We start from the raw sequence: 24,787 nt of genomic DNA, 5'->3' as shown, positions 1-24,787 counted from the left end.
CCCCATGGCAGACCGGATCGCGGACCCGTGGGGCGTCCGCACGCCGTACGGGCCCGGCGAGGAATGGCCCGTCCGCGTCGACGAGCACGTCGAGGCGGAGGGGGTCGACCGCTGGGTGCAGTCGGCGTCGCTGCTGCACTCGAACGGCGACGCGATGGACATCGCGGTCAAGGACGGGCGCATCGCCGGCGTCCGGGGCCGCGCGGCCGATCGCGTGAACCGAGGCCGGCTCGACCCGAAGGACATGTACGGCTGGCAGGCCAACGCCAGCGGCGACCGGCTCACCCGCCCGCTCGTGCGGCAGGACGGCCGCCTGGTCGAGACGGACTGGGACACGGCGATGGACCGGATCACGGCCCGGTCGCGGGAGCTGCTGCAGGGCCCGGGCGGCTGGGGCCACTTCGGCTTCTACACCAGCGGTCAGCTGTTCCTGGAGGAGTACTACGCGCTCGCCGTCATCGGCAAGGCCGGCATCGGTACGCCGCACATGGACGGCAACACCCGGCTGTGCACCGCCACCGCCGCCGCGGCGCTCAAGGCGAGCTTCGGCGCGGACGGGCAGCCGGGGTCGTACACCGACATCGACCACTGCGACGCCCTCGCGCTGTGGGGCCACAACGTCGCCGAGACCCAGACCGTGCTCTGGATGCGGATGCTCGACCGGCGGCGCGGGCCGAACCCGCCCGCCCTGCTCGCCGTCGACCCGCGGACGACGCCGGTGGCCCGGGAGGCGGACGTGCACCTGGCCGTCCGCACGGGCACCAACGTGGCCCTGGTCAACGGGCTGCTGCGCGAGCTGATCCACCGCGGCTGGTACGACGAGGCGTACGTCGGCGCGCACACCCTCGGCTTCGAGGACCTGCAACGCACGGTCGACGCCTACCCCGTGCACCGGGTGGCCGACATCTGCGACGTCAAGGCCGCCGACGTCGAGCGGGCGGCCGAGCTGCTCGGCACCTCGCAGCGGCTGTTCTCCACCGTGCTGCAGGGCTTCTACCAGTCGAACCAGGCCACCGCCGCGGCGTGCGGGGTGAACGACATCCACCTGATCCGCGGCATGATCGGCCGCCCCGGTGCCGGGGTGCTGCAGATGAACGGCCAGCCGACCGCGGAGAACGCCCGCGAGTGCGGCGCCGACGGCGACCTTCCGGGCTTCCGCAACTGGGACAACGCCGAGCACATCGGCCAGCTCGCGAAGCTGTGGAACGTGGACGAGGCAACCATCCCGCACTGGTCACCGCCCACCCACGCCATGCAGATCTGGCGGTACGCCGAACAGGGCTCGATCAAACTGCTGTGGATCTCGGCGACGAACCCGGCCGTGTCCCTGCCCGACCTGGCGCGGGTGCGCCGGATCCTCGCCATGGAGAACCTGTTCGTCGTGGTCCAGGACCTCTTCCTGACCGAGACCGCCGAGCTCGCCGACGTGGTCCTGCCGGGCGCCACGTGGGGCGAGAAGCTGGGCACCTTCACCAACGCCGACCGGACCGTGCACCTGTCCGAGAAGGCCGTCGACCCGCCCGGCGAGGCCCGCGCCGACCTCGACATCTTCCTCGACTACGCCCGCCGGATGGAGTTCCGCGACCGCGACGGCGCGCCGCTGCTTCCGTGGACCGGCCCCGAGGAGGTCTTCGAGGCCTGGAAGAAGTGCTCCGCCGGCCGGCCCTGCGACTACACCGCCATGACGTACGACAAGCTCCGCGGCGGCAGCGGCATCCAGTGGCCGTGCACCGAGGACGCGCCCGAGGGCACCGAACGCCTCTACACCGACGCGACGTTCGCCACGGATCCTGACTACTGCGAGACGTACGGCCACGACCTGACCACCGGCGCGGAGTTCACGGAGACCGACTACCGGGCCAAGCAGCCGGGCGGGCGGGCTTTCCTGCACGTCGCCGAGTACCGGCCCTCCCCCGAGGTGCCCGATGACGAGTACCCGCTGCTGCTGACCACCGGCCGTACGGTGTACCACTTCCACACCCGTACCAAGACGGCCCGCGCGCCGGAGCTCAACGCGGCCGCACCGGACGTGTGGGTGGAACTGCATCCCGAGGATGCCGCCAAGCTCGGCATCGCGGAGGGCGACCTCGTCGGCATCGCCTCACGGCGCGGGGGCATCGAGGCCCGCGCCCGGATCAGCGGCATCCGTCCCGGGGTCGTTTTCGTGCCGTTCCACTACGGCTACTTCGACATCAACGCCGAGGACCGGACCCCGCGCGCCGCTAACGAACTGACCCTCACCGCCTGGGACCCGGTCTCGAAACAACCGCTGTTCAAGGTCGCCGCCGTCCGTGTGGCCGGATTGGACTGACCATGCATCTCGCCCATTACCTCGGGCTGCTGCACAAGGCACAGCTCAACCTCGCCGAGGCGTTCCGGCAGGTCGCCGAGGCGCACCAGGAGGAGCCGGACATCCTGCACCTCTGCCAGCAGCAGGCCGAGCGGTGCGACGACCATGCCGCCCAGCTGCAGCCCTTCGCGCAGCGGTACGCCGAGGAGGCCCCCGAGGAGCCCGACCGCCTGCACTCGGAGCTGTTCCGCGGCACCCGTACCGGCGGGATCGGATTGCTGCGCGACCTGCAGGACCTGTACCTGATGGCTACCGAGTGCGACATCTGCTGGACCGTCATCGGCCAGGCCGCGCAGGGCGTCCGGGACCGCGAGCTGATGGAGGTCGTGAGCGCATGCGAGGGGGAGACCGCCGTGCAGCTGGCCTGGGTGCGTACCAGGATGAAGCAGGCGGCCCCCCAAGCGCTGGTGGTGGCCGGGTGACCGGGCGCTACTTGGCCCAGAAGACGTAGACCGCGCCGTAGGGCACGGCCGTCTTGGCGCCGTCCGTGCACGAGCCGGCCGGGGCCACGCCGCCCGAGGTGTAGAGCCGGTTGATGTAGGCGGCCTTGCTCAGGATGCCCTTGCCGGAGTGGCTCTCCACGGTCAGCAGCAGCTCGGGGATCGTGCCGGCGCGCGCGCTCTCGGCCGTCTTGGACGCCGTGACGAGCGAGCCGTCCCGCTCCGACTGCCAGGTCGGGCCGGCGAAGTGGTGGATCCGCCCGCCGGTGCCGATCAGCTGCGCCTCCGGCGTCGACGGGCCCTTGAAGACGGCGCCCGAGCACGTGTACGTCTGGGTCCCGGTCGTGACCAGGTACGCGCCCAGCGGCCGGGCGCCGGCGGGCGGCTTGATCGCGTCGGGGATGCCGGGGATCGCGACCTGGCGGGCATCGGCACCGCTCGCGGCGGGCGCGGCCACCTCGGCGGCGTTGGCGTGCAGGGTCACCGCCCCTACGGCCGCCACGACGCCGGCCATGCCGACGGCCGCGAGTGCGCGGATACGGGAACGCGAGGTGCTGAGCATGACGATCTCCTCCGTCTGGTGCGGCAGGGTCCTGCCGTCCACAGTCGGGGGACACGGAGGGCGCGCCCCGGCGGATCGAGATCGATGCGTATCTTGCCTCTTCGTACCACCGGCACTGAATGATCGGCCACATTGCACCGTGGTGTCGTCAATGCGCTTGACGCCGGTCCAGGGCCTCGAGGGTGGTGCTGACGACAGCGCCGTACGCCAGGTGCGGCACGAGATCGGACAGCCAGTCAGCGGCCGACCAGCTTCGGGGATCGCTGATCCCGAGCCGCGCCATGGAGCTGTCCGTGGCGGCCATCGCGGAAAGCCCGACCAGCACCGTGCCGAGCAGCGGTCCCGGCCGCAGCCCGAACGCCCGCAGGCCGCCGAAGAGGGCTCCCACCGCCACTCCGGTCGCGATGCCCGACAGCGCACCGATTCCGCCGAGGCGGTTGTCCCGGGTCTCACCCTCGCCCGGCACGCTCAGGCCGGCCCGCTCGGCGATCGCCTCCACGCTGCGCTCCGGGGTGCTGCTTGCGGGGCGTCCGCGCACCGCCATGTCGAGGTAGGTCACGGCGTTGAGGGCCGTGGTGCCGGCCGCACCGGCCGCGGCGCCGGCCGCGAGCTGTCGCCACATGCCAGCCGCCTACCCGCGCCGGCGATGCCGCAAACAGGAAATGGGGATGCGGGAGCGGGGCGCGAGTTCCTACGGTGGCGGCATGTCCGTCGAAGCCGCCCGCGCCGCCGATGTCCTGACCCAGCTCTCCGGGGAGGTCCGCCTGCTCACCCTGGCGGAGCTCGTGCGCCGCGGCCGGGACGGCGCCAGCGTGGGCGAGCTGCGATGGGCGCTGGACCTGCCGCTCGCCGAGGTCGGCGACGCGTGCGCCCGGCTCGTCGCCATCGGCCTGGCCACCGGCTCCGGGGACGGTTACTACCGGGCCCGCCTGGAAGGGCTGCGCGAGGCCGCCGCGGCGGTGGACCGGCAGCAGCCGATCGCCCGGCTGCTCGCCGAGTATCCGCAGCTCCGCAGCAACTTCTCGCACGGGCGGCTGACCACCCTGCCGCCCACCCTGAGTGAGCGCTCTTCGCTCCTGGGCGAGCTGCTCATCCGGTTCCTGGCGCTGGACGGGCTGTACGCCGAGGATGAGATCAACCACCGGCTGGCGGAGATCACCGACGACGTGGCCGCGGTACGCCGCATGCTCGTCGACACGGGCTGGCTGGAACGCGACCGCGCCGGCACGACGTACGGTCCGGGCCGCCCGGTATCAGCCGTCCGATAGCGGGTACTCCCTGCTCCGACGAGGAGAAGGGGGCACCGATGAGCGGCAGCGAACAGCCACCCACCGGCGACGACATCGCCGGTGCCAGCACCGACCAGCACGTCAGCGGCCTCGAGGAGAAGGGCTCGTTCCTCACCGACGAGGCACCCACGGCGGCCACGCCGGCGCACGGAAGCAGCAACGCCGGCGTCAACACGACCGAGGCCAACCGGCGCGACCTCACGGAGGGCGAGCCCGGGGACTGACGCTCGACGATCATCGATGACCGCTGCCCACTCGGCTGGTATCCCTGCGTGGATCGCATGATTACCTTCCGGAGTCGGGCAGCGGCTCCAACGGCGGGGCCGCACATGGCCCGTCGTGGGAGGAGCGATGATGACCTCTGTCCCCTCTACCCGGCGCGCGGGGCCGCGCGCCGTCCTTGCCGGACTGACCGCACTGGCGACCGTCGCCGTGTGCGGCACGCCGGCGAACGCCCACCGCCCGATCCGGCCCGCCGGGGACGCCCGCTCGCCGGCCGACGAGCCGGCGCCCGAGGACAGCGGCGGCGTGAAGACGTTCGCCGGCCAGCTCAGCCAGGCGCGAATGGCCCCGTAGGGGTCTCACGCTCGGTTGACACATCGACGGTCCTCAGTATTGACTCGGCATGACAACGTTGTCGCCATGCCGAGTCGGAGGGGATCGTACACATGGGCAGAGGGGTGGCCGCCCTCCTGGGCATCGTGCTCGCAGCCGGCTCGGTTCTGCCCGGAGGCACGCCGGCGGAGGCGGCCGAGTCCAACGGCGGCGTACGGATCATGCCGCTCGGCGCGTCCATCACCGACGGGTTCAACGTGCCGGGCGGCTACCGCATCAAGATGTGGGAGCTGTTCACGGACGCCGGATACCGGGTGGACTTCGTCGGCTCCGGCGCCAACGGCCCGGCCTCGCTGGGCGACCACGACCACGAGGGCCACAGCGGATGGCGGATCGACCAGATCGACGCCTCGATCGCCGGCTGGCTACGCACGTACGCGCCCCGTACCGTTCTGCTGCACGTCGGCACCAACGACGTGAACCAGAACTACGACCTCCCCCACGCCCCCGACCGGCTCTCGGCCCTGATCGACAAGATCCGGGCGAACGCGCCCACGGTGGAGCTGTTCGTCTCGACGCTCATCCCGGAGTCGGACCCGGTGCTCGAGGCGAGGATCCAGGCCCTCAACGCGGCGATCCCCGGCATCGTCGCGGGCAAGGGACCGCTGACCCACCTCGTCGACATGCACCCGGTCGTCGGCGTCGCGGACCTCGCCGACGGCACCCACCCCACCGCCGCCGGCTACGACAAGATGGGCGCGCAGTGGTTCAGCGCCCTGCGGTCGGTGCCCGCGAGCCTGGACGCCACGGTCCTGCCCCCGGCCGGCACCGCCGTCATGGTGGCCAATCCCCAGTCGGGCAAATGCCTCGACGTACCCGGGACGGCCACCGCGGACGGCACCCAGCTGCACATCTACGACTGCCTCGGCAGCACCATCCAGACCTGGACCCGCACCGCCGCCGGCGAGCTGCGGGTCTACGGCGATCACTGCCTGGACGTCAGCGGCAACGGCACCGCCGACGGCACCCGGGTCCAGATCTGGGGTTGCAACGGCACGACGGCCCAGCGCTTCACCTTCCGCGCCGACGGCAGCATCGCCGGGGTGAACTCCGGCAAGTGCATCGACGTGACGGCGGGCGGCACGGCCAACGGGACGCTGGTGCAGCTGTACGAGTGCAACGGCACGGGCGCCCAGCGCTGGTCGGTGCGCTAGTTCTCGCGGGCGACCTCCACACCGCACTCCCGCGGGAGGAAGGCGGAGGTCGCACCCCTGCCCGAGCCGAGGTCGAGCCCCCGCATGCCGGGCCGCAGATCGAGGTCCTGCAGCCGCGTCATCTCGGCTGGAAAAGCTCGATCAGATTGCCGGCGGGGTCGGCGAGCAGGATCTGCCGCCCACCCGGCCCGGAGATCAGTTCGCTGCGGAACGGCAGGCCCGCGGCCCCGAGCCGGCGGATCTCCGCGTCGAGGTCGTCGACGACGAGGTGGATGCGGTTGTGACCCGGTCCCCCGGCGTCGGCCGGGGTGGCCCGGGCACCCGAGCTCGCGGGCCCCGACAGCAACAGCCGCAGCGGGCCGCGGACCACGTCGGCGAAGGCCGGGGCGGCGCTGGTGTGCAGGGAGAAGCCGAGATGGGTGGTGTAGAAGTCGACGGCGGCCTGGACGTCGTCGACGAGGTAACGAACGCTGGCGTACCTGTCGGGCTCGGTCATGACCTGACCTTACGGGCGGAAGGTCTTTCCCATCGATACTCGTCACCCTCTGGCCCCAGCCGTTCACACGTGGTTAGCATGATGAATCGTTTTCGCGTTCGTGCGGCCCGGAAGGGACACCGCCCATGCACCGACGCCTCCCCCGCCTCAGCGCGGCCCTGACCACCTCCCTGCTGCTCACCGCCGTCGTCGCGGTCGACCCGCTCGCCGCCGTCCCGGCGAGCGCCGCGTACGCAAGCAACGACTACTGCCTCGGAGAGTGCTCCGACATCCTGCCGCCGGGCGAGAACGGCGACGCGGACCTCGTGCAGATCCTCGCGCACCAGGCCCTCGGCACGATGCCTCCGCACTCGGACGACCAGCTGGGCCGCTACGCGAGCCTGGTGGACCACTACACCGGCCTGACCGGCCAGCAGATCTCGACCTTCTTCAACGACGGCTCGTTCGGCGTCGCCTCCAGCGACGTGGCGCGCACGTACCAGCCGCGCGCGGACGTCACCGTCGTGCGGGACAAGGCCCTGGGCATCCCGCACGTCACCGGTACGACCCGGGCCGGCACCATGTTCGGGGCCGGGTACGTGGGCGCCGAGGACCGCCTCTTCCTCATGGACCTGATGCGGCACGTGGCGCGCGGCGAGCTGACGCCGTTCGCCGGCGGCGCCGCGGGGAATCAGGCGCTGGAGCAGAGCGTCTGGCGCAATTCGCCGTACACCGAGGCGGACCTGCAGGCGCAGATCGACGCGCTGAAGGCCTCGGGGCCGCGGGGCGCCCAGCTCTACAGCGACGTCCAGGCCTACGTCGCGGGGATCAACAAGTACATCGCGGACTGCATGGCCGCCCGGGACTGCCCCGGCGAGTACGTGCTGACCGGCCACCTCGACGCCATCACCAACAAGGGCGGCCCGGAGAACTTCGGGCTCACCGACCTCATCGCCACCGCCGGGGTCATCGGCGGGCTGTTCGGCGGGGGCGGCGGCGGCGAGATGCAGTCGGCGCTGGTGCGGATCGCCGCGCGGGCGAAGTACGGCGACGAGGCCGGTGACGCGGTCTGGACGACGTTCCGCTCCCAGAACGACCCGGAGGCGGTGCTGACGGTCCACAACGGGCAGGTCTTCCCTTACACGCCCGACAACCGCAACGCCCCCGGTGTCGCCATGCCCGATCCCGGTACGGCGCAGCCCGAGCCCCTCGTCTACGACAAGTCCGGATCGGCGGCCTCCCGGAAGGCCAAGGGGAGCAGTGCGATCGGCGAGTCGCTGGGCAAGCTCACGCTCGGCACCAACCATCGGGGCATGTCCAACGCCGCCGTGATCTCGGCGGCGCACTCGGCGAGCGGCCACCCGGTCGCCGTCTTCGGGCCGCAGACGGGCTACTTCGCCCCGCAACTGCTCATGCTGCAGGAGCTGCAGGGACCGGGGATCAGCAGCCGGGGCGCCGCCTTCGCCGGGCTCAACCTCTACACGCTGCTCGGCCGCGGGCCGGACTACGCGTGGAGCGCCACGTCGGCCGGGCAGGACATCACCGACACGTACGCGGCCGAGCTCTGCGAGCCCGACGGGCGCACCCCCACCACCGCGTCGACCCACTACCTCTACCACGGTCAATGCCTCGCGATGGAGGCGTTGTCGAAGACGAACGCATGGAAGCCCACCACCGCCGACCCCACCCCGGCGGGGTCGTACCGCCTCACCATGCTGCGTACCAACTACGGCCTGGTGTCGTGGCGGGGCCTGGTCGGCGGCAAGCCGGTCGCGTTCACCAGCCAGCGGTCGACGTACCGGCACGAGGCCGACTCGGCGATCGGCTTCCAGATGTTCAACGAACCCGATCAGATGGGTACGCCCGCCGCGTTCACCGCCTCGGCCTCGCAGATCGCGTTCGCGTTCAACTGGTTCTACGTCAACTCCACCGACACGGCGTACTTCAACTCGGGCATGAACCCGATCCGGCCGCCCGGCGCCGACCCGAACCTGCCGACGTGGGGGCGGCCCGCGTACGAGTGGACCGGCTGGTACCCGGCCGCCGCGCATCCCCAGGCGGTGAACCAGGACTACTTCGTCAGCTGGAACAACAAGCAGGCGGCCGGCTACTCCGCCGCGGACGGCAACTTCAGCTACGGCTCGGTGCACCGCGCCGACCTGCTGGACAAGCCGATCAAGGCCGCGCTGGCGGAGGGCCGCAGGTTCGACCGGGCCGGGCTCATCAGCCTCGTCGAGTCCGCCGGGACCAGCGACCTGCGCGGCACCGAGGTGCTCGACGAGCTGTTGCGCGTGATAGACACCGCGACGGTCACCGACCCCGCGCAGGCGGCTGCCGTGGCCCAACTGCGCGCGTGGCGGCAGCGTGGCGCGCACCGGATCGAGACCGCCGAGGGGAGCAAGGTCTATCAGGACGCCGAGGCGATCCGCGTCTTCGACGCCTGGTGGCCGCTGCTGGTCGCGGCGGAGTTCCAGGCACCGCTCGGCGACGACCTGTACCGGGCCCTGGCGAGCACCCTGCCGATCGACGAGTCGCCGTCCGCCGGGCAGGCGCACAAAGGCTCGTCCTTCCAGACCGGCTGGTGGGGCTACGTCGACAAGGACCTGCGCGCCGTGCTCGGTGACGGCGTGGCGAACTGGCCGCGGCCGTACTGCGGCGGCGGTGACGTGGCGGCGTGCCGGACCGCGCTGCTGACCAGCCTCGGGGCCGCGCTGGCCCAGCCGGCCACCACCACCTATCCCGGCGACGCGCACTGCGCCGCGGGCGACCAGTGGTGCGCCGACGCCATCCTGCAGTCACCGCTCGGCGGGATCACCCATGACCTCACGAGCTGGCAGAACCGGCCCACCTACCAGCAGGCTGTCTCCTTCCCGGCGAAGCGCGGGGACGACCTGAGCAATCTGGCGGCGGGACGACCGGCGACCGCGTCGAGCACGCAATGGGGGCATCCCGCCTCGTACGCCGTGGACGGCGACCTCGGCACGCGCTGGGCCAGTTCCTGGTCGGACGGTCAGTGGCTGCGCATCGATCTGGGCACCGCGCGGCCGGTGGCGCGCATGGTCGTCCGCTGGGAGACCGCGTATGCGTCCGCGTACCGGATAGAGACCTCGACGGACGGCACGGCCTGGACCCGGGTCGCGGCGGTGACCGGCGCCAACGGCGGCGTCGACACCGTGGCCTTTCCCCGGACCGAGGCCCGCTACGTGCGGCTGACCGGCGAGACGCGCGCCACCCCGTACGGAATCTCGGCCTACGAGGTGGAGCTTTACGCGCACTGACCTCAGGGCACCGAGCGGATCCGGGTCACCAGCACCGAGCCGAGCACCGTGACGGCGGCGACCGCCAGATAGAGCGCCGGATAACCGCCGAGCCAGGAGACGATCGGGAAGGCCAGCGCCGGGCCGAGCACCTGCGGCGCGGAGTTGGCGATGTTGATGATCCCCAGGTCCCGGGCCCGGTCCCGCGCGGCCGGCAGGACCTGGGTGATCAGCGCCTGGTCGACGGAGAGGTAAACGCCGAAGCCCAGGCCCAGCACGGCGGCCGCGACGAGCGCCCCGGTCCACGTGGGCCAGAGCGCGAGAAGCGCGGCCGCCGCCGCCATGACGTAGCCGGAGAGGATGACCGACGGCTTGCGCCGGCCGGTGCGGTCCGAGACCACTCCCCCGGCCACCACGGTGAGCAGCGTCGCCGCGGTGTTCACCAGGACCAGCACCAGCAGCCCCTGCTCGGCGTCGGGATGGTGGACCCGGTCGCGCAGGAAGTAGAGCAGGTACAGCGTCGCCATCGCGTTGCCGAGCTGGACCAGGAAGCGGGTCGCCCACGCCCAGGCGAAGTCGGGCGCCTCGCGCGGGCGCAGCCGGAACGCGTCCGGCACCGAACGCACGGAGAACCGGGGCGCATCGTCCGGCCCGATCGCCGGATCCCGGGTGAACAGCACGAAGGGTGCCGCCGCGAGCACCACGACGACCCCGGTCAGCAGATAGCCGCCGGTGCTGCCGGTGACCACGCTGGTGACCAGGACGACGCCGAGCACCACGCCGAACGACTGGGCCAGCCCCACCCAGCCCGACACCAGCCCGCGCTGGCGCACCGGCGTACGGTCCGGGACGATCGCCGTGATGCCGGCCTGCAGCATGTTGAGCCCGGCCTGCGCCAGGCACCAGCAGAGCGCCAGCCCGAGCACGGTGCGCTGGCCGGCGAGCAGGGCCAGTCCGGCGAGGCCGGTCACGGCGCCGATCGCCGTCCAGGTGTGCCGCCGCCCGGTCCGGGCCGTCGTGGCGTCGGAGAGCGCGCCGGCAACCGGCCCCGCGACGACGGCGACGAGCGCGCCCGCGCCGGTGATGACGCCGAGCACCGTGGTCTTGTGCGCGCCGGCCACGTCCTCGACCTGGTTCGGCAGCAACACCTGCAGCGGGCCGTAGTAGCCCACCCAGAGCCCGAGGTTGGCCAGCGCCAGCAACCCGATCCAGCGCCCGCCCACCCGGGGCGGATCGGCCGGGCCGGCGTACGCGGTCACCGCTGCCCGGCGAGGACGGCGCGGAACCAGGCGAAGGAGTCCCGGGGCGTACGCCGCTGGGTCTCGTAGTCGACGTGGACCAGCCCGAACCGCTGGCTGTACCCCTCGGCCCACTCGAAGTTGTCCAGCAGGGACCAGACGAAGTAGCCCCGTACGTCGACACCGGCCTCGATCGCGGCGTGCAGGGCGCGCAGGTGACCGTCGAGGTAGTCGATGCGGTCCGCGTCGTGCACCGGACCGGCGGTCGAGCAGCCGTTCTCGGTGATGTAGACGGGCGGCAGCAGTCCGGCGTACCGCTCGCGGAGGCCGACGAGCAGCTCGCGCAGGCCGTCGGGCACGACCGGCCAGCCGAATGCCGTCCTCGGCACCCCCTCGATGTCGACGGTCTCGAACGGCAGCGGCGACCCCTCCGGTGCGGCCTTGACCAGGGTGGGGTTGTAGTAGTTGAGGCCCAGCGCGTCCATCGGCGTCGCGATGACCTCCATGTCCCCGTCCCGCACGAAGTCGGCGTCCGCGGCGAACGGTGGATACTCCCCGCGCAGCACGGGGTCGAGGAACAGCCTGTTGTGGAAGGCGTCGTAGACCTCCGCGGCGGCGAGATCGTCGCCGGCTGCCCGTACCGGCGTGCAGTTGTTCGTGATCATCACCTCGGCGCCGCCCCGCGTGCGCAGCGCCCGCATCGCCAGCCCGTGCCCGAGCAACTGGTGATGCGCTACGGGCAGGGCGTCCATCAGCAGCGTGCGGCCGGGGGCATGGGTGCCGAACGCGTACCCCTGAGCCATGTGCACGACCGGCTCGTTGAGGGTGATCCACCGCGAGATTCGGTCACCGATGCGATCGGCCACCACCGCCGCGTAGTCGGCGAACCGGTAGCTGGTCTCGCGGGACAGCCAGCCGCCCGCGTCCTCCAGCGCCTGCGGCAGGTCCCAGTGGAACAGCGTCGGCACCGGGGCGATGCCGCGGGCGAGCAGTGCGTCCACCAGCCGGTCGTAGAAATCCAGACCGGCGCCGTTGACCGGGCCGGCGCCGGCGGGCTGCACCCTCGGCCAGGCGATCGAGAAACGGTACGCGGAGACGCCCAGCTCGGCCAGGAGTTCGACGTCCTGCGCCCAGCGGTGGTAGTGGTCGCAGGCCACGTCGCCGGTGTCGCCGTCACGGACCCGGCCCGGGGTGTGGCTGAAGGTGTCCCAGATGGAGGGTCCTCGGCCGTCCTCGCGCACGGCACCCTCGATCTGGTACGCCGCGGTGGACACGCCCCACAGAAAGCCGGGCGGGAAACTCGGAAGGGCAGCCACGCTACGACCTCCTGAAAGGTGAGTTCGGCTCAGATTAGCGGGGTGATCGGCACGCGGGTAGAGCCCGACGCGCGGCCCCCCAGTTGATCACGGAGAGTAGCGGGGCTATGCCACACTGCGGTCACGGCCCACACAGCGCTTCGACCCGAAGGGTTCACCATGCAAAAGCTCCTCTTACCCCTGGCCGCCTTCGCCGCCGCATTCACCGTCGCCCCGGCGCAAGCGAACGCGGCGACGCCGCACCGATGCGACGTCATCCGCCCCGCGCCCGGCTACTACGAGGCCGGCACCGTCGCATCCGAGCTCCTCACGGTGCCGGACAACGAGCGGTGCACCACCATCAGCGTGCTGAACGTCCGCGACTCGGCGAACCCGGCCGACCGGTGTCAGACATTCCTGGTGCAGTTCCTGCCCGCCGAGGGGGAGATCACCTACACCGACCCGGTGGAGGCCTGTTCGTACGGCCGCCGCACGGTGCTCGCCACCGATGTGCCCGACGGCATGCCGTACCGGGTGCTGTACAGGATCGACTACCTCGGCCAATCGGTGCGGTTCCGCGTCGCCCACTAGCGGGACGCCCCACCGGCGAACCTGCGCGCCAGGCTTCGGTGCTCGGCGGCGGCCCGCGCAGCCTCCGGGCCACTGATCGTCGCGCCCGGCGCGCCGCCGAGCGTGACGATCTGGTCGGCGAAGCGCAGATGCTGGCGGTGGGCGTGCTCACGGCAGGCGAGGCAGGTCACGCTCTCCGGCCGCGCCGAGGTCATCGCGTACGGGACCCGCTGCCCGCACCCCGTGCGCACCTCGGCCGGGAGGTCCCCGGCGAGGCCGAACGTGGAAGCGAGCACGTTGCGGACGGCGGCATCGGCGCGTATGACGTTCACCTCGACGTGGATGTGAGGATCGCCATCGGGCATGGCTCAAGCCTGCCAGCGAAGCCCCCACCGAGCCACCGCGCGGGTAGCGTGCACGAGGACGGAGGGAGGCGCGGGTGCGCTACGTGGCGATCGGGGACAGCTTCACCGAGGGGCTCGGCGACGAGCTGCCCGACGGCACCCCGCGGGGCTGGGCCGACCGGGTCGCCGCCGGACTGGCGGTGGCCACCGGGGAGCCGGTCGAGTACGCGAACCTGGCGATCCGGGGACGGCTGCTCGAGCCGATCGTGACCGAGCAGCTGGACGCCGCACTGTCGCTGACTCCCGCCCCCACGCTGATCACGCTGAACGGGGGCGGCAACGACATGATGCGCCCGGGCGGCGACATGAGCCGCCTCGTCGGGCTGACCGAGCGGGCGGTGCGGCGGTGCGTCGACGCGGGCGTGCGCATGGTCCTCATCAGCGGTGCGGACCCGTCGGGCCGGCTGCCGTTCGGCGCGTTCATGCGGCGCCGCGGCGAGCTGCTCACCGCGGCGGTGGGCGAGCTGGCCGCCCGGTACGCCCTGCCGTTCGCCGACGTCTTCCACGACACCGAGATCCGCCGGGCGCCCTACTGGTCCCCCGACCGCCTGCACCTCAACGCGGCCGGGCACCAGCGCGCCGCCGGGCTCATCCTGACCGCGATGGGCCACCCGACGGCCGCGCACGTGGTCGATCCGGGGCCGGCGGAGAGCCGTCGCCTGCTCGCCGAGGCCCGCTACTACCGGGAGCACGTGCTGCCCTGGGTCCACCGGCGGGTGCGGGGGCGTTCCTCCGGCGACGACCGGACCGCGAAGTTCCCGCAGTGGACACCCGTCGGGTCGGTCTGATCGCCGCACTGTCGGAGAGAGGACAGCAGGTCGGAACGGGGTCGCGAGATCACCTGTTGCCGATCTAGCATCATGCGCCGTCCCTTCGACATCGGAGTACTGCGCTGCGGACCTTCACGATCCCGGAGCGGATCGGCGGGTTCGGGCTAGCCGCTGCGGCGGCCGCATCCGTGTGGCCGATCTTCACCGACAGCACCGGCCTGGGTCTGCCGTGTCCGTTGCGCACGCTCACGGGCATTCCATGTCCCGGCTGCGGTCTCACGACCGCGGCCGTGGCACTCGTGCGCGGCGATGTCGATACGGCGGTCGCGGCCAACCCGCTGATCCTGGCGCTGGCGGCGGTCACGGCCGGCGTGGTCCCGCTGGTGGCGTTACGCGCCGCCGGCGTGGTGCCCACGCCCGAGCCGTGGTCCGCCCGGCGACGCCGGGGCCTGCGATGGCCGATCACCCTGCTCGTCCTCGCGAGCTGGCTGTTTCAACTGCACCGGTTCGGCCTGGGCTGAGCCGTCCTGAAAAAAGGAACCCCTCATGTCATATCCGCAGGACCCGTACGGCGCCGCGCCCGGCGCCCCCTACTCCGGCCAGGGCTACGCCACCCCCACGGCCGACTACGCCTCCTGGATCAGCCGCGTCGGCGCCTCCCTCGTCGACTCCCTGGTCACCGCGCCCTTCAGCATTCTCGCCCTGGTGCTCGGCCGCGGCACCGACGACGTGACCGGCCTGCCCACCTTCAACGCGCTCTACTGGGTGTTCACGCTGCTCGGCCTGGTGGTCGGCGGGTACAACCGCTGGTTCCTGACCGGCAAGACCGGCCAGTCGTGGGGCAAGAAGGCGCTCGGCATCCGCCTGGTCGGCGAGCAGACCGGCCAGCCGATCGGCGCCGGCATGGCGTTCGTGCGCGACCTGGCGCACATCGTCGACGCCCTGATCTGCTACATCGGCTTCCTCTTCCCGCTCTGGGACGCGAAGAAGCAGACCCTGGCCGACAAGATCATGAAGACCCTCGTCGTCCGCTGACGACATCCGCGGCATGACGGTCGCGGCCGGCACCCACCGGCCGCGACCGGCTTCCGCACCGACGATCGGGGTCTGCAGCCGGACGAGGGCCGCTTCCCGCGGCGGGGGACGGCGGCCATAGCAGCAGGCCAGGCGGCCGCGGATCACGGGTTGGCGCCACGCCGCCCCGGCACCGCCCCTACGCTGGCCGGGTGACTTGGCTCGACGTGATCGGCTGGACCGGCTCCGCCCTGCTCGTGTGGTCCCTGCTGCAGACCCGCCTGCTCCGCCTGCGCGCCCTGAACCTGGTGGGCTGCGTGGTGCTCATCGGCTTCAACGCGGCCCTCGGCGTGTGGCCCATGGTGGGCCTGAACGTCGTGCTGGCGGTGATCAACGTCTGGTACCTGGCGCGGATGCTCGCGACCCGGCACGACGAGAAGGCGTACCAGGTCGTCGAGGTGCATGACGACGAGATCCTCGCGTACATGCTGCGCCGGCACCGGGACGACATCGCGAAGTTCAATCCGCGGTTCGACTGGGATGCGCCCGCGTCCGGCCGCGCCGCGTTCCTCGTCGTGAACGGTGACGAGATCGTGGGCGTCGTGCTCTTCCGCGGCGGCGAGGACGGGATCGCGCGGGTCGAGCTCGACTACGTCACCCAGCGATACCGCGACTTCACGCCGGGCGAGTTCGTGTACCGGCACAGCCAGTTCTTCACCGACCGCGGCTGCCGGACCGTGATCTCGCCGCCCGGGATGCTGGCGCCGTATTACGACCGGCTGGGATTCCGCCGCGACGGCGAGTCGTACGTGCTCGACCTGACTGAGACCACCGCCACAGGCCGCGCCTAAAGCGGCGGACGAACGCGTTCGTTACGATCGTGTTCATGGCCGTCCGTCGCGCACCCGTCAGCCGCCGTGAGCGTCCGGCGAAACCCGCCCTGACCCGGGAGGGCATCGTCGCCGTCGCGCTGCGCATCCTGCGCGACGAGGGCCTGGAGCGGGTGACCATGCGCCGCCTGGCGCAGGAGCTCGACACCGGACCGGCCTCGCTCTACGTGTACGTGCGCAACATGGCCGAGCTGCACGGCGCACTGCTGGACGAGCTGCTCGCCGAACTCGACCCCACGCAGTCGGGCGACGCCGGCGTGTGGCGGGACGAGCTGGTCGGCCTGCTGGTGGCGTACACGATGATGCTGTTGCGGTATCCCAGCCTGGCGCGATCCGTCATGGTGCTGCGGCCGACGGGCCGCCGGTACCTGCGCCTCGTCGAGACGATCCTGGGGCTGCTGCGGATCGGCGGGGCCACGGCCCGCCAGGCCGCCTGGGGCGTCGACATCCTGCTCCAGCAGGCCACCGCGTCGGCCGCCGAGCACGGCACCCGGAAGGGGTCCGCCGAGGCGGAGGCGGAGCAGGAGGCCCTGCGGCATGCCCTGCAGGGCGCTCCCACCGACGACTACCCGAACATCGCCTGGGCGTCCGGCGACCTCTTCGCCGGCACCGGCGAGGAACGCCTCCGCTGGGGTTTCACCACCTTGATCGACGGCCTCACGGGATGAGGACGGCCCGCCCCGTCGCCGCCTGCTGGCGGCTTGGCCGGTCCTTTTCGTGCCCATGCCGAACGCGTTCGTCACGAACGCGATCGCACAACCGGAAGGAAGTCCCATGACCATCGCCATCGTCGGCGCGGGCCTCGGCGGCCTCACGCTCGCCCGGGTCCTGCACGTCCACGGCATCCCCTCCACCATCTACGAGCTGGACGCCTCCCCCACCGCCCGGACCCAGGGCGGCATGCTCGACATCCACGAGGAGAACGGGCAGGTCGCCCTGCACGCCGCCGGCCTGCACGAGCGCTTCCGCGGCATCGTGCACCCCGGCGGCCAGGCGACGCGCGTCCTCGACCGGCACGCCACCGTCCTGGTCGACGAACCCGACGACGACGGGAGCCGCCCCGAGGTCGACCGCGGGCAACTGCGCGACCTGCTGCTCGACTCCCTGCCGCCCGGCACGGTGCGGTGGGGCACCAAGGTCGTCGCCACGCGCGCCCTGGGCGACGGCCGGCACGAACTGTGCTTCGCGGACGGCAGCACGACCGTCACCGACGTCCTGGTCGGCGCCGACGGCGCCTGGTCACGGATCCGCCCGCTGCTCTCCGGCGCCACCCCGGCGTACGCCGGCGTCTCCTTCGTCGAGGCAGACCTGCACGACGCCGACACCCGCCATCCCAGCAGCGCCGCCGTCGTCGGCGACGGGATGCTGTTCGCGCTCGGCGCCGGCAAGGGCTTCCTCGCCCACCGCGAGACCGACGGCAGCCTTCACGTGTACGCCGCCCTGCGGGTGGACGAGAACTGGCTCGGCGGCATCGACTTCACCGACCCGGCCGGCTCCCGCGAGGCAGTACGCCACGAGTTCGCCGACTGGCACCCCGGCCTGCAGGCGCTGATCACCGACGCGGACGGGCCCCTGATCCCCCGCGGCGTCCACGCCCTGCCGATCGGCCACCGCTGGGACCGCGTCCCGGGCGTGACCCTGCTCGGCGACGCGGCGCACCTGATGTCACCGTTCGCCGGCGAGGGCGCCAACCTGGCCATGCTCGACGGCGCGGAGCTCGGCCAGGCGCTCGCCGCTCACCCGGACGACGTCGAGGCGGCGCTGGCCGCGTACGAGAAAGACCTGTTCCCCCGCAGTGAGCGCGCCGCCGCCGAAGCCGCGGAGAACCTCGAGATCTGCTTCCGCGACGACGCCCCGCAGAGCCTCATCGACCGGTTCGCCGAGTACGCGCAGAACGGGACCTTGGTCCCGCCGGTCGGGTGAGTTCGGCCCGGGCGCATCGCGGCCCGCCGGCGGATCGTGGGGGTGTCACAAGAAATCATCCCGGAGGCAACGATGACCGTCCACGCACACCACCAGCGCTCCTTGGCCACCCCGCTCGAGCAGGCGGAGATTCCCGGCTCGATGCTCACCAAGACCGCGGCGCGGGCCCTCGCCGTCCTGCGCATCTCCACCGGCTTCGTCTTCCTCTGGGCGTTCCTGGACAAGACCTTCGGATTCGGGTACGCGACCCCGGCGGCCAAGGCCTGGATCAACGGCGGCTCCCCCACCAAGGGCTTCCTCAGCTCGGTCGACGTGGGCCCGTTCACGTCGATGTTCCACTCGATGGCCGGCACGTGGTGGGCGAACTGGCTGTTCATGCTCGGCATGCTCGGCGTCGGCCTGGCCCTCGTCCTCGGCATCGGCCTGCGCGTCTCGGCCGTGGCCGGCTCCCTCATCATGGCGATGATGTGGCTGGCCGAGTTCCCCCTCGCGCAGACCACCGGCGCCGGCAAGCCCAGCGGCTCCACCAACCCGATCGTGGACTACCACCTCGTCTACGCGGCCGCCCTGATCGTCGCCGCGGCGGCGTACGCCGGGCACACCTGGGGCCTCGGTCGCCTCTGGACCCGGATCCCCTTCGTCCAGAAGCACCGCTGGCTGATCTGACTTTCGCCACCGCCGAGGCCGGCACCCCACTCGGGGACGCCGGCCTCGGCGGTGTCACGGCAGCGGGCGGCGACCGGCGAAACCGAGACCGGTCCGGTGATACCAGGCGAGCTCCGGTTCGCCCTCCAGCCAGCAGAGCAGCACCGGCACGCCGTCGAGCTCGGCGGGGAAGTCGACGAGCAGCGGCGCGATGCCCTTGAGGTCCGCCCCGGTCTGCTGCACCTCGGTCATCAGCTCGTTGAGCCGGGCCTCGGCGGCCTTGCGCTCGGGCAGCCCGCCGAGCGGCGACGGCTCACCACCGGGAGTCAGCGCGGCGACCAGCTCCACCATGTCGGCGCGCACCACGACGATCTCGTCGAGCACGGGCCGCAACCGGGTCAGCTCCGCCCGGGCCTCCGCCAGCGTGAACAGCCCCATGCCCCGAGTCTGCCATGACGGCGGGCGCACCGTTCCCCGGTGGAACGGTGCGCCCGCGGCGGCTCGGGTTATCGCGTACGCGGGTCGGCGTCGCGGGTGCGGCTGGCCGCCTTGGCCAGGCCGCGGCTCACCATGTAGCCGATCGTCAGCAGCGTGATGTACCACCACGCCTTGTCGGCGGCGAAGTAGTCGGCACCGTTGTTCGCGGCGCCGTCGCCGACCAGCTGGGAGGCGATCAACACCCCGGCGACCGCGGCCAGGTAGACGAACAACTCGGTGGTCTTCCACGCCGGCTTGGTCTCGTCCCCGCGCGGCGCGAGGTGCTGGTGATCATGACCGTCGTGATGGTTCGTGCCGCGTACCGAGTCGAAGATGCTGGAGCCGGTCGTGGCGCGGGTGGGGGTAGACATCATGCTCTCCTCTGACTGTCGTCCAAGGTCCGTTGTCGTTCCGGCCGGCCGGGCGCGTTGTCCGATTGATCCCCTCGACAGCCGGCGATACACGTGATCCGGCCGGCTTCACCCGGCGGGGTGAACGGGCCTGGCTCCCCGCCCGCGCCGACCTGCCGCGGGCCGTGGTGGCGCTGTACGTGCCCGTCGGCTTCGCGGCGGCCTACATCGGCTGAGGCTCGTGGGCGATCCGGCTCGTCTCCCGCCAGAGCAGGACGACGAACAGCGCCGAGCCCGCGAAGGCGAACCAGAACGGCGCCGTGACACCGTAGCGGCCGGCGAGCGCACCGCCGATCGCCGAGCCGACGACCAGGCCGCCGTACACACCGATGGTGTTGACGCTCGTGACCCGGCCCTGCAGGTGGGTGGGGACCGCACGCTGCCGCACGGTGATCGAGGTCGTGTGCCAGATGAACGCGTGGGCGCCGAAGACGAAGAAGATGAGCATCGCGACCCAGGCCCGGGTGGTCACCGCCAGGGCGAGGTGGGTCAGCGTCTCGATGACGAGTCCCGCGCGCATCACGTTGCCGAGGCTGACCCGCGCGGTGAGCCGGCCGTAGAGCCCCGTGCCGACCAGCCCGCCGACCGCCGACACCGTCGTGAGCAGGCCGAATCCGACCGCACCGAGCCCGAGACGCTGGGTGGCGTAGAGGACCAGGACCGACCAGGCCGCCCCGAACGTCACGTTGAAGACCAGGATCGTGAGCACCAGGGTACGGACGGCAGCGTGGTGCAGCACCCACCGGAAGCCCTCGACCAGGTCCCGCCGCGCGCTGCCCCGTACGGCCGAGGCGTCGCGTCCGTGCGGGGGCAACACCACGTTGGACACGAGCAGCACGCCCGCGGTCACGAGGACCAGCTGGGTCGCGAACGGCCAGACGATCCCGGCGGCGAACAGGCCCGCGCCGATCGACGGGCCCACCAGCTGGTTGAGCGTGATGAACCCGGCCTGCAGACGGGAGTTCGCGACCGCCAGGTCGTCGCGGCCGACCAGCATCGGTGTCAGGGTCGTGGCCGTGTTGTCCGCGAAGACCTCGGCGCTGGCCAGCAGCCCGAGCGCCACCAGCGCGCCGGCCACCGTGATCGCGTGGGCGACCACCAGGGCGGTCAGCACCGCGAGCACCGCGGCCCGGACCAGGTCGGCGGTCATCACGATCTTCCGGCGGTCGTAACGGTCCGCCGCCAGCCCGGCGACGAGGCCGAACATCAGGGGCGGCGCCCACCCCATCGTGGCGGCCAGGGAGATCAGCACCGGGTCGCGCGTCAGCGAGGCGATCAGCAGCGGGCCGGCCGCGGCCGCGACGCCGTCACCGAGGTTCGTCGACCACGAGGACGCCAGGAGCCACCGGAAGCCGCTCCCGAGGCGCCGGGGCACGAGGATCTCCGCCGTCCGGCTCACAAGGACGGGACCCTACGGGTACCGCCCGCCGGCCCGCATCCGGTTATCCGCCGGTATGGTGCATCGATGAACCGCACCGCGCTCGTCACCGGGGCATCGTCGGGCATCGGGCGGGCGACCGCCGTCGCGCTGGCCGCCCGGGGATACCGAGTCCTCGGCACCAGCCGGCATCCCGGGTCGTTGCCGCCGGAGCAGCGGGCGGCCGGCGTGGAGTACCTCCCGCTCGACCTCTCCTCGCCCGGCTCCATCGAGGCGCTGGCCGACCGGCTCGCCACGGTCGACGTGCTGGTCAACAACGCGGGCGAGAGCCAGTCCGGCCCGTTCGAGGAGCTGCCGGCGGACGCCCTGCACCGGCTGTTCCAGGTGAACGTGCTGGGGCCGGTGCGGCTGACGCAGCTGGCCCTGCCCGGCATGCGGGAGCGCGGCTACGGGCGGGTGGTCATGGTGGGCTCGATGCTCGCGTCGTTCCCGCTGGCCTACCGGTCCTCGTACGTCGCGACGAAGGCGGCGCTCAAGGGGTTCGGCTCCGCCGCCCGCCACGAGCTCTCGCCCTTCGGGGTGTGGGTCACGACGGTCGAGCCCGGCTCCATCAACACCGGCATCAGCGAGCGTCGGACGTCGTACGCCGCCGCGGACTCACCGCACCGCCGCGACTTCGAGACGATGCTGCGCGCCCTGGACCGCAACGAGCGCGCCGGCGTCGCACCGGAGCGCGTCGCCGAGGTGATCGTGAAGGCCGTCGAGGCGGCCCGTCCCCGGCCGCGGTACGCGGTGGGCAGCAACGCACCGGCCGTCTTCGCCCTGCGGCGGATCCTCCCGGCGGCCGTCACCGAGAAGTTCGTGCACCGCCGGCACGACCTGAGCCGCTGAGGCCGCGGCGCCGCCTCAGGACCGCGGGCCGCGGCGCTGGCGAAGCCACGGGCCGAGGCCGTCCGCGTGCTCGGTGGCGATGAACGCGCTGCGGGCGTCGATCAGCGCCTCCTCGGCGTGGCTCAGGCAGCCCCAGACGGTGTCGCCCCAGGGGTCGGCCAGCTTGACCTCCGCCGGCCGCGGGCACGGATTGCCGTCGGGCATCCCGATCTGGCAGGTGGCCGGGGCGCCCCCGCGCAGGCTGACGGCCTGGGCCGCCTGTTGGATGAGCGAGAAGCGCGCGGCGGCGCCGGTCGGCTCGGCGCGGGCGTCGGCGCTGACCGCGGCCCGCTGGCCGAACAGCACGACGTTGCCGTCCGGGTCGCGGGTGCGCATCTCACCGCCGGGCGCGTGGTCCGGATAGCCGACGAGCTCGGCCGGGTGCCCGGCCTTTTCGAACCGCTCCCGTACGGCGGCCAGGTCCTCCACGTACAGGTAGATGAGCAGGGGCAGCTCGACCTGGATCAGCGGCGGGTCGACCAACGCGAGCAGCAGAGTCTGCTCCCCGCACTGCAGGTACGACCACCGGCCACCACCCTCGCCGCCGGCGCGTGACTCCGTGTAGCCGAACAGGCGGTAGAACTCCTTGCTGAGCTCCAGGTTCTTGACGTAACACACCGGTACGGCGGCGGACACCAGTGGCTGCATGCCGCAGAACCTACCGCAGGGCCGGATCAACGGCAGGCGCCGGTGCCGACCTCCTCCGTACTGTTCCTGCCGTCCTCCGCGGTGCCCGAGACCTCGGCAGCGCTCAGGGCGAAGCCCAGGTCGGGGTCCGCGTCCGACACGCCGAACACCACCCCCAGCACCGTGCCGCCGGGGGTGACCAGCGGCCCGCCCGAGTTGCCGTTGCGCACCAGCGCCCGGACCGTGTAGATCTCGCGGGTCACCGCGCCGGCGCCGTAGATGTCGCGGCCCCCGACGCGGCCGAGGTCCCGGATCCGGGCCGGTTGCGCCTGGTACGGGCCGTCCAGCGGGTAGCCCAGCACGATCCCGTCGGCGCCGGAGCGCACCGGTCCGCCCGTGAACGGCAGCGCGGGGGCGGTCAGTCCCGGGACGTGCAGCACGGCGAGGTCGCGGTCCGGGTCGTACACGACCACCGTGGCGTCGAGCTGGTCCTGGCCGGTCTCCACCCGGACGTCGCCCGCGCCGGCGACCACGTGGGCGTTCGTCATCACGCGTTCCGGTGCGTACACGAAACCGGAGCCGACCGCTCCCCGCGGGCATCGGTGGGCGGCACCCGGAGCGGCCCGGACCTTCAGCACGGAGGCCCGGGATCCGCCGACCACCGGCGCGCCGGCCAGCGCCGGGTCCGGCGCGGCGACCTCGGTGGCGGAGGTACGCACGAGTCCCGCGAAGAAGACCGGATCCCCGCCGGCGTCCAGGGTCCACACCGCCACCAGCCCGGCCGCCAGCAGCACGGCGCCGAGCGACGCGAACGCACCGCCGGCCGCGTCGAGGCGTCGCAGCGGCCGGGTCACGAGCGAGCGCTTGAGCCGTTCCCCGATCCGTACGCTCAGCAAAAGGCCGAGGGCGGCCAGCACAAGGACCGTCGTCAGCGACACGCCCAGGCGGACCGGTTCACCGGAGAACCGGGTGGCGAGCAGCGGGCCGGCCTGCCATCCGAGCAGCGTGCCCGCGCCGGCGCCCAGCGCGCACAGCCCGGCGACCAGCAGGCCCCGCCGGTAGCCGAGGACGGCGACGGCCAGGGCCGGCAGGAGCAGGACGGCGTCGAGGGCGCGCACCCCGCGGAGCGTACAAACCGCGGGCCAGCGTCAGGCGCCGCCGTTGATGGCGCCGGTACGCAGTGCCCCCTCGGTGACCTTCCACTTGGTCAGCAGCGCGTCGTAGGTGCCGTCGTTGATCAGCGCGTACAGCGCGGTCTGGACGGCGGCCGTGAGCGCCTTGCGGTCCTTGGCGATGCCGATGCCGTACGGGATCGCCTCGATCTGCGGCCCTGACAGCTCGAGGCTTCCGTCGCGCTGCACGTCGAGCGCGGCGATCGGGAAGTCGTTGAGGGCGGCGTCCGCGTCCTTCTTCGCCACGGCGGCCGACGGAGTCTGGGACTTCACCAGGGTGAGCTTCTTGCCGCCGCACTTGGCCGCCTGGGCAGCGCCCATGTCGACGTAGACCGTGTCGGGCTGGACGGCCACGCGCCGGCCGCACAGGCCCGGCATGCCGCCGATGTCGCCGTCGCCCTTCGGCACCACGATCGAGGTGCCCGCGTTGAGGTAGTTGACGAAGTCGGCCTTCTGCTGACGCTCGGCGCGGTCGAACATGGAGGACGCGGATAGGTCGATCTTGTGATTCTGCACCTGGTCGAGCAGGTCGCCGAAGCCCACGTTCTGCCACTTCACGGTGAGGCCGAGCTTCGCGGCGATCGCCTCCACCAGCTGCACGTCCAGGCCCGTAAAGGTCTGACCCTGCATGAACGTCATGGGTTCGAACGTCGGGTCGGTGCCGCCGACGAGGACCCCGGACTTCTTGATCGCGTCCGGCAGGGCCGCCCGGGCCTCGGCCAGCCGGTCGACGGGCTTGCCGGCCTCCGCGCCGCCGCCTCCGCAGCCGGTGGCTCCCCCACCGAGGACCAAGGCGGTGAGCAGCAGCGAAACGATGCGACGCCTCATGCTGCCCTGTTCGGTAGCGGCCGCGGCGAACTGAGCCGAAGGCCCTCCTTCGATGGCAATTTGCCCATAACGTG

The 24,787-nt window shown here is 72.3% G+C and carries 30 protein-coding genes; 17 read left to right on the top strand and 13 right to left on the bottom strand.

Annotation, left to right across the window (positions count from 1 at the left end; all coding sequences use genetic code 11):
- The first annotated feature begins 4 nt into the window (after positions 1 to 4).
- Positions 5 to 2,311 (top strand): molybdopterin oxidoreductase family protein, encoded by a 2,307-nt coding sequence (locus tag ACIBO8_RS09700; RefSeq protein ID WP_396114693.1) that lies wholly within the window; start codon positions 5 to 7, stop codon positions 2,309 to 2,311.
- 2 nt (positions 2,312 to 2,313) lie between these two features.
- Positions 2,314 to 2,772 (top strand): hypothetical protein, encoded by a 459-nt coding sequence (locus ACIBO8_RS09695; protein ID WP_396114692.1) that lies wholly within the window; start codon positions 2,314 to 2,316, stop codon positions 2,770 to 2,772.
- A gap of 7 nt (positions 2,773 to 2,779) precedes the next feature.
- On the opposite strand, the gene ACIBO8_RS09690 is transcribed toward ACIBO8_RS09695, so the two are convergent.
- On the bottom strand, positions 2,780 to 3,352 hold the full coding sequence (locus ACIBO8_RS09690; protein WP_396114691.1) for a DUF3455 domain-containing protein: 573 nt from the start codon (positions 3,350 to 3,352) through the stop codon (positions 2,780 to 2,782).
- A 148-nt stretch (positions 3,353 to 3,500) separates the two neighbouring features.
- On the bottom strand, positions 3,501 to 3,974 hold the full coding sequence (locus tag ACIBO8_RS09685) for a hypothetical protein (protein ID WP_396114690.1): 474 nt from the start codon (positions 3,972 to 3,974) through the stop codon (positions 3,501 to 3,503).
- A gap of 82 nt (positions 3,975 to 4,056) precedes the next feature.
- Between ACIBO8_RS09685 and ACIBO8_RS09680 the strand changes: the two genes are divergently transcribed.
- The 4 genes from ACIBO8_RS09680 to ACIBO8_RS09665 all read left to right on the top strand — a co-directional run bounded on the left by ACIBO8_RS09680 (position 4,057) and on the right by ACIBO8_RS09665 (position 6,410).
- On the top strand, positions 4,057 to 4,620 hold the full coding sequence (locus ACIBO8_RS09680; protein ID WP_396114689.1) for a DUF2087 domain-containing protein: 564 nt from the start codon (positions 4,057 to 4,059) through the stop codon (positions 4,618 to 4,620).
- Positions 4,621 to 4,658: 38 nt separating this feature from the next.
- Complete coding sequence (locus ACIBO8_RS09675) at positions 4,659 to 4,865, top strand: hypothetical protein (protein ID WP_396114688.1); 207 nt, start codon at positions 4,659 to 4,661, stop codon at positions 4,863 to 4,865.
- Positions 4,866 to 4,995: 130 nt separating this feature from the next.
- Positions 4,996 to 5,217, top strand: a complete 222-nt coding sequence (locus ACIBO8_RS09670) for a hypothetical protein (RefSeq protein WP_396114687.1) — start codon at positions 4,996 to 4,998, stop codon at positions 5,215 to 5,217.
- Between the two features lie 92 nt (positions 5,218 to 5,309).
- Positions 5,310 to 6,410 (top strand): RICIN domain-containing protein, encoded by a 1,101-nt coding sequence (locus ACIBO8_RS09665; RefSeq protein WP_396114686.1) that lies wholly within the window; start codon positions 5,310 to 5,312, stop codon positions 6,408 to 6,410.
- Here ACIBO8_RS09665 and ACIBO8_RS09660 read toward each other — a convergent pair.
- Both ACIBO8_RS09660 and ACIBO8_RS09655 read right to left on the bottom strand, forming a co-directional pair.
- Complete coding sequence (locus ACIBO8_RS09660) at positions 6,407 to 6,532, bottom strand: hypothetical protein (protein ID WP_396114685.1); 126 nt, start codon at positions 6,530 to 6,532, stop codon at positions 6,407 to 6,409. The two genes, ACIBO8_RS09665 and ACIBO8_RS09660, sit on opposite strands and share 4 nt — an antisense overlap.
- On the bottom strand, positions 6,529 to 6,906 hold the full coding sequence (locus tag ACIBO8_RS09655) for a VOC family protein (RefSeq protein WP_396114684.1): 378 nt from the start codon (positions 6,904 to 6,906) through the stop codon (positions 6,529 to 6,531). Before ACIBO8_RS09655 ends, ACIBO8_RS09660 begins: the two co-directional genes overlap by 4 nt.
- Positions 6,907 to 7,031: 125 nt before the next feature.
- Here ACIBO8_RS09655 and ACIBO8_RS09650 point away from each other — a divergent pair, with 125 nt between their 5' ends.
- Positions 7,032 to 10,163 carry a penicillin acylase family protein gene (locus ACIBO8_RS09650; protein WP_396114683.1) on the top strand — a complete coding sequence of 1,044 codons (3,132 nt, stop codon included), beginning with the start codon at positions 7,032 to 7,034 and terminating at the stop codon, positions 10,161 to 10,163.
- 2 nt (positions 10,164 to 10,165) lie between these two features.
- Here the strand turns inward: ACIBO8_RS09650 and ACIBO8_RS09645 are convergent, their stop codons facing one another.
- Both ACIBO8_RS09645 and ACIBO8_RS09640 read right to left on the bottom strand, forming a co-directional pair.
- Positions 10,166 to 11,401, bottom strand: a complete 1,236-nt coding sequence (locus tag ACIBO8_RS09645) for an MFS transporter (protein WP_396114682.1) — start codon at positions 11,399 to 11,401, stop codon at positions 10,166 to 10,168.
- Positions 11,398 to 12,696, bottom strand: a complete 1,299-nt coding sequence (locus ACIBO8_RS09640; protein ID WP_396114681.1) for a GH1 family beta-glucosidase — start codon at positions 12,694 to 12,696, stop codon at positions 11,398 to 11,400. Before ACIBO8_RS09640 ends, ACIBO8_RS09645 begins: the two co-directional genes overlap by 4 nt.
- Before the next feature lie 159 nt (positions 12,697 to 12,855).
- On the opposite strand from ACIBO8_RS09640, the gene ACIBO8_RS09635 reads away from it, so the two are divergent.
- A complete protein-coding gene (locus ACIBO8_RS09635) occupies positions 12,856 to 13,266 on the top strand; it encodes a hypothetical protein (protein WP_396114680.1) in 411 nt (136 codons plus the stop codon).
- On the opposite strand, the gene ACIBO8_RS09630 is transcribed toward ACIBO8_RS09635, so the two are convergent.
- Positions 13,263 to 13,610: a hypothetical protein gene (locus tag ACIBO8_RS09630; RefSeq protein ID WP_396114679.1), complete on the bottom strand. Its 348-nt coding sequence runs from the start codon at positions 13,608 to 13,610 to the stop codon at positions 13,263 to 13,265. The two genes, ACIBO8_RS09635 and ACIBO8_RS09630, sit on opposite strands and share 4 nt — an antisense overlap.
- Before the next feature lie 74 nt (positions 13,611 to 13,684).
- Here ACIBO8_RS09630 and ACIBO8_RS09625 point away from each other — a divergent pair, with 74 nt between their 5' ends.
- The 7 genes from ACIBO8_RS09625 to ACIBO8_RS09595 all read left to right on the top strand — a co-directional run bounded on the left by ACIBO8_RS09625 (position 13,685) and on the right by ACIBO8_RS09595 (position 18,912).
- Positions 13,685 to 14,437, top strand: coding sequence for an SGNH/GDSL hydrolase family protein (locus ACIBO8_RS09625; RefSeq protein ID WP_396114678.1), 753 nt, complete (start codon positions 13,685 to 13,687; stop codon positions 14,435 to 14,437).
- A 170-nt stretch (positions 14,438 to 14,607) separates the two neighbouring features.
- A complete protein-coding gene (locus ACIBO8_RS09620) occupies positions 14,608 to 14,940 on the top strand; it encodes a DUF2752 domain-containing protein (RefSeq protein WP_396114677.1) in 333 nt (110 codons plus the stop codon).
- A 25-nt stretch (positions 14,941 to 14,965) separates the two neighbouring features.
- A complete protein-coding gene (locus tag ACIBO8_RS09615; RefSeq protein WP_396114676.1) occupies positions 14,966 to 15,454 on the top strand; it encodes an RDD family protein in 489 nt (162 codons plus the stop codon).
- Positions 15,455 to 15,645: 191 nt separating this feature from the next.
- Positions 15,646 to 16,284, top strand: a complete 639-nt coding sequence (locus ACIBO8_RS09610) for a hypothetical protein (protein ID WP_396114675.1) — start codon at positions 15,646 to 15,648, stop codon at positions 16,282 to 16,284.
- A gap of 35 nt (positions 16,285 to 16,319) precedes the next feature.
- Positions 16,320 to 16,991, top strand: coding sequence for a TetR/AcrR family transcriptional regulator (locus ACIBO8_RS09605; RefSeq protein WP_396114674.1), 672 nt, complete (start codon positions 16,320 to 16,322; stop codon positions 16,989 to 16,991).
- 106 nt (positions 16,992 to 17,097) lie between these two features.
- The gene (locus tag ACIBO8_RS09600) at positions 17,098 to 18,246 is read left to right on the top strand and encodes an FAD-dependent oxidoreductase (protein WP_396114673.1); all 1,149 of its coding nucleotides are present in this window, start codon (positions 17,098 to 17,100) and stop codon (positions 18,244 to 18,246) included.
- Between the two features lie 72 nt (positions 18,247 to 18,318).
- The gene (locus tag ACIBO8_RS09595; protein WP_396114672.1) at positions 18,319 to 18,912 is read left to right on the top strand and encodes a hypothetical protein; all 594 of its coding nucleotides are present in this window, start codon (positions 18,319 to 18,321) and stop codon (positions 18,910 to 18,912) included.
- Positions 18,913 to 18,966: 54 nt separating this feature from the next.
- On the opposite strand, the gene ACIBO8_RS09590 is transcribed toward ACIBO8_RS09595, so the two are convergent.
- Together ACIBO8_RS09590 and ACIBO8_RS09585 are read right to left on the bottom strand one after the other, a co-directional pair.
- Complete coding sequence (locus tag ACIBO8_RS09590) at positions 18,967 to 19,329, bottom strand: DUF2203 domain-containing protein (protein WP_396114671.1); 363 nt, start codon at positions 19,327 to 19,329, stop codon at positions 18,967 to 18,969.
- Positions 19,330 to 19,397: 68 nt separating this feature from the next.
- Entirely contained in the window at positions 19,398 to 19,739 is a 342-nt protein-coding gene (locus ACIBO8_RS09585) for a hypothetical protein (protein ID WP_396114670.1), read from the bottom strand.
- A 65-nt stretch (positions 19,740 to 19,804) separates the two neighbouring features.
- Between ACIBO8_RS09585 and ACIBO8_RS09580 the strand changes: the two genes are divergently transcribed.
- A complete protein-coding gene (locus tag ACIBO8_RS09580; RefSeq protein ID WP_396114669.1) occupies positions 19,805 to 19,954 on the top strand; it encodes a hypothetical protein in 150 nt (49 codons plus the stop codon).
- On the opposite strand, the gene ACIBO8_RS09575 is transcribed toward ACIBO8_RS09580, so the two are convergent.
- Entirely contained in the window at positions 19,942 to 21,177 is a 1,236-nt protein-coding gene (locus tag ACIBO8_RS09575) for an MFS transporter (RefSeq protein ID WP_396114668.1), read from the bottom strand. The genes ACIBO8_RS09580 and ACIBO8_RS09575 overlap by 13 nt on opposite strands.
- Before the next feature lie 66 nt (positions 21,178 to 21,243).
- On the opposite strand from ACIBO8_RS09575, the gene ACIBO8_RS09570 reads away from it, so the two are divergent.
- Positions 21,244 to 22,047, top strand: coding sequence for an SDR family oxidoreductase (locus ACIBO8_RS09570; RefSeq protein ID WP_396114667.1), 804 nt, complete (start codon positions 21,244 to 21,246; stop codon positions 22,045 to 22,047).
- A gap of 15 nt (positions 22,048 to 22,062) precedes the next feature.
- On the opposite strand, the gene ACIBO8_RS09565 is transcribed toward ACIBO8_RS09570, so the two are convergent.
- Genes ACIBO8_RS09565 through ACIBO8_RS09555 form a run of 3 tightly spaced genes read right to left on the bottom strand, consistent with a single transcriptional unit; the run spans position 22,063 to position 24,713 of the window.
- The gene (locus tag ACIBO8_RS09565; protein WP_396114666.1) at positions 22,063 to 22,734 is read right to left on the bottom strand and encodes a VOC family protein; all 672 of its coding nucleotides are present in this window, start codon (positions 22,732 to 22,734) and stop codon (positions 22,063 to 22,065) included.
- A gap of 26 nt (positions 22,735 to 22,760) precedes the next feature.
- Complete coding sequence (locus ACIBO8_RS09560) at positions 22,761 to 23,831, bottom strand: MarP family serine protease (RefSeq protein WP_396114665.1); 1,071 nt, start codon at positions 23,829 to 23,831, stop codon at positions 22,761 to 22,763.
- Positions 23,832 to 23,861: 30 nt separating this feature from the next.
- Entirely contained in the window at positions 23,862 to 24,713 is an 852-nt protein-coding gene (locus ACIBO8_RS09555) for a transporter substrate-binding domain-containing protein (protein ID WP_396114664.1), read from the bottom strand.
- Between the last annotated feature and the right edge of the window lie 74 nt (positions 24,714 to 24,787).

The sequence above is a fragment of the Actinoplanes sp. NPDC049681 genome (assembly GCF_044465265.1).
GTDB lineage: Bacteria > Actinomycetota > Actinomycetes > Mycobacteriales > Micromonosporaceae > Actinoplanes.
Note: the sequence above shows the minus strand (reverse complement) of the source record. Positions and strands in the feature narration are given on the sequence as shown.

Excerpts from the sequence above, each read along its gene's own strand:
- ACIBO8_RS09630 (WP_396114679.1), bottom strand. The coding sequence starts at position 13,610 with ATGCCCGATGGCGATCCTCACATCCACGTCGAGGTGAACGTCATACGC.
- ACIBO8_RS09700 (WP_396114693.1), top strand. The coding sequence starts at position 5 with ATGGCAGACCGGATCGCGGACCCGTGGGGCGTCCGCACGCCGTACGGG.
- ACIBO8_RS09590 (WP_396114671.1), bottom strand. The coding sequence starts at position 19,329 with ATGGGGCTGTTCACGCTGGCGGAGGCCCGGGCGGAGCTGACCCGGTTG.
- ACIBO8_RS09650 (WP_396114683.1), top strand. The coding sequence starts at position 7,032 with ATGCACCGACGCCTCCCCCGCCTCAGCGCGGCCCTGACCACCTCCCTG.
- ACIBO8_RS09570 (WP_396114667.1), top strand. The coding sequence starts at position 21,244 with ATGAACCGCACCGCGCTCGTCACCGGGGCATCGTCGGGCATCGGGCGG.
- ACIBO8_RS09675 (WP_396114688.1), top strand. The coding sequence starts at position 4,659 with ATGAGCGGCAGCGAACAGCCACCCACCGGCGACGACATCGCCGGTGCC.
- ACIBO8_RS09615 (WP_396114676.1), top strand. The coding sequence starts at position 14,966 with ATGTCATATCCGCAGGACCCGTACGGCGCCGCGCCCGGCGCCCCCTAC.
- ACIBO8_RS09595 (WP_396114672.1), top strand. The coding sequence starts at position 18,319 with ATGACCGTCCACGCACACCACCAGCGCTCCTTGGCCACCCCGCTCGAG.
- ACIBO8_RS09600 (WP_396114673.1), top strand. The coding sequence starts at position 17,098 with ATGACCATCGCCATCGTCGGCGCGGGCCTCGGCGGCCTCACGCTCGCC.
- ACIBO8_RS09695 (WP_396114692.1), top strand. The coding sequence starts at position 2,314 with ATGCATCTCGCCCATTACCTCGGGCTGCTGCACAAGGCACAGCTCAAC.
- ACIBO8_RS09565 (WP_396114666.1), bottom strand. The coding sequence starts at position 22,734 with ATGCAGCCACTGGTGTCCGCCGCCGTACCGGTGTGTTACGTCAAGAAC.
- ACIBO8_RS09685 (WP_396114690.1), bottom strand. The coding sequence starts at position 3,974 with ATGTGGCGACAGCTCGCGGCCGGCGCCGCGGCCGGTGCGGCCGGCACC.
- ACIBO8_RS09660 (WP_396114685.1), bottom strand. The coding sequence starts at position 6,532 with ATGACGCGGCTGCAGGACCTCGATCTGCGGCCCGGCATGCGGGGGCTC.
- ACIBO8_RS09655 (WP_396114684.1), bottom strand. The coding sequence starts at position 6,906 with ATGACCGAGCCCGACAGGTACGCCAGCGTTCGTTACCTCGTCGACGAC.
- ACIBO8_RS09690 (WP_396114691.1), bottom strand. The coding sequence starts at position 3,352 with ATGCTCAGCACCTCGCGTTCCCGTATCCGCGCACTCGCGGCCGTCGGC.
- ACIBO8_RS09680 (WP_396114689.1), top strand. The coding sequence starts at position 4,057 with ATGTCCGTCGAAGCCGCCCGCGCCGCCGATGTCCTGACCCAGCTCTCC.
- ACIBO8_RS09635 (WP_396114680.1), top strand. The coding sequence starts at position 12,856 with ATGCAAAAGCTCCTCTTACCCCTGGCCGCCTTCGCCGCCGCATTCACC.
- ACIBO8_RS09670 (WP_396114687.1), top strand. The coding sequence starts at position 4,996 with ATGACCTCTGTCCCCTCTACCCGGCGCGCGGGGCCGCGCGCCGTCCTT.
- ACIBO8_RS09555 (WP_396114664.1), bottom strand. The coding sequence starts at position 24,713 with ATGAGGCGTCGCATCGTTTCGCTGCTGCTCACCGCCTTGGTCCTCGGT.
- ACIBO8_RS09665 (WP_396114686.1), top strand. The coding sequence starts at position 5,310 with ATGGGCAGAGGGGTGGCCGCCCTCCTGGGCATCGTGCTCGCAGCCGGC.
- ACIBO8_RS09605 (WP_396114674.1), top strand. The coding sequence starts at position 16,320 with ATGGCCGTCCGTCGCGCACCCGTCAGCCGCCGTGAGCGTCCGGCGAAA.
- ACIBO8_RS09585 (WP_396114670.1), bottom strand. The coding sequence starts at position 19,739 with ATGTCTACCCCCACCCGCGCCACGACCGGCTCCAGCATCTTCGACTCG.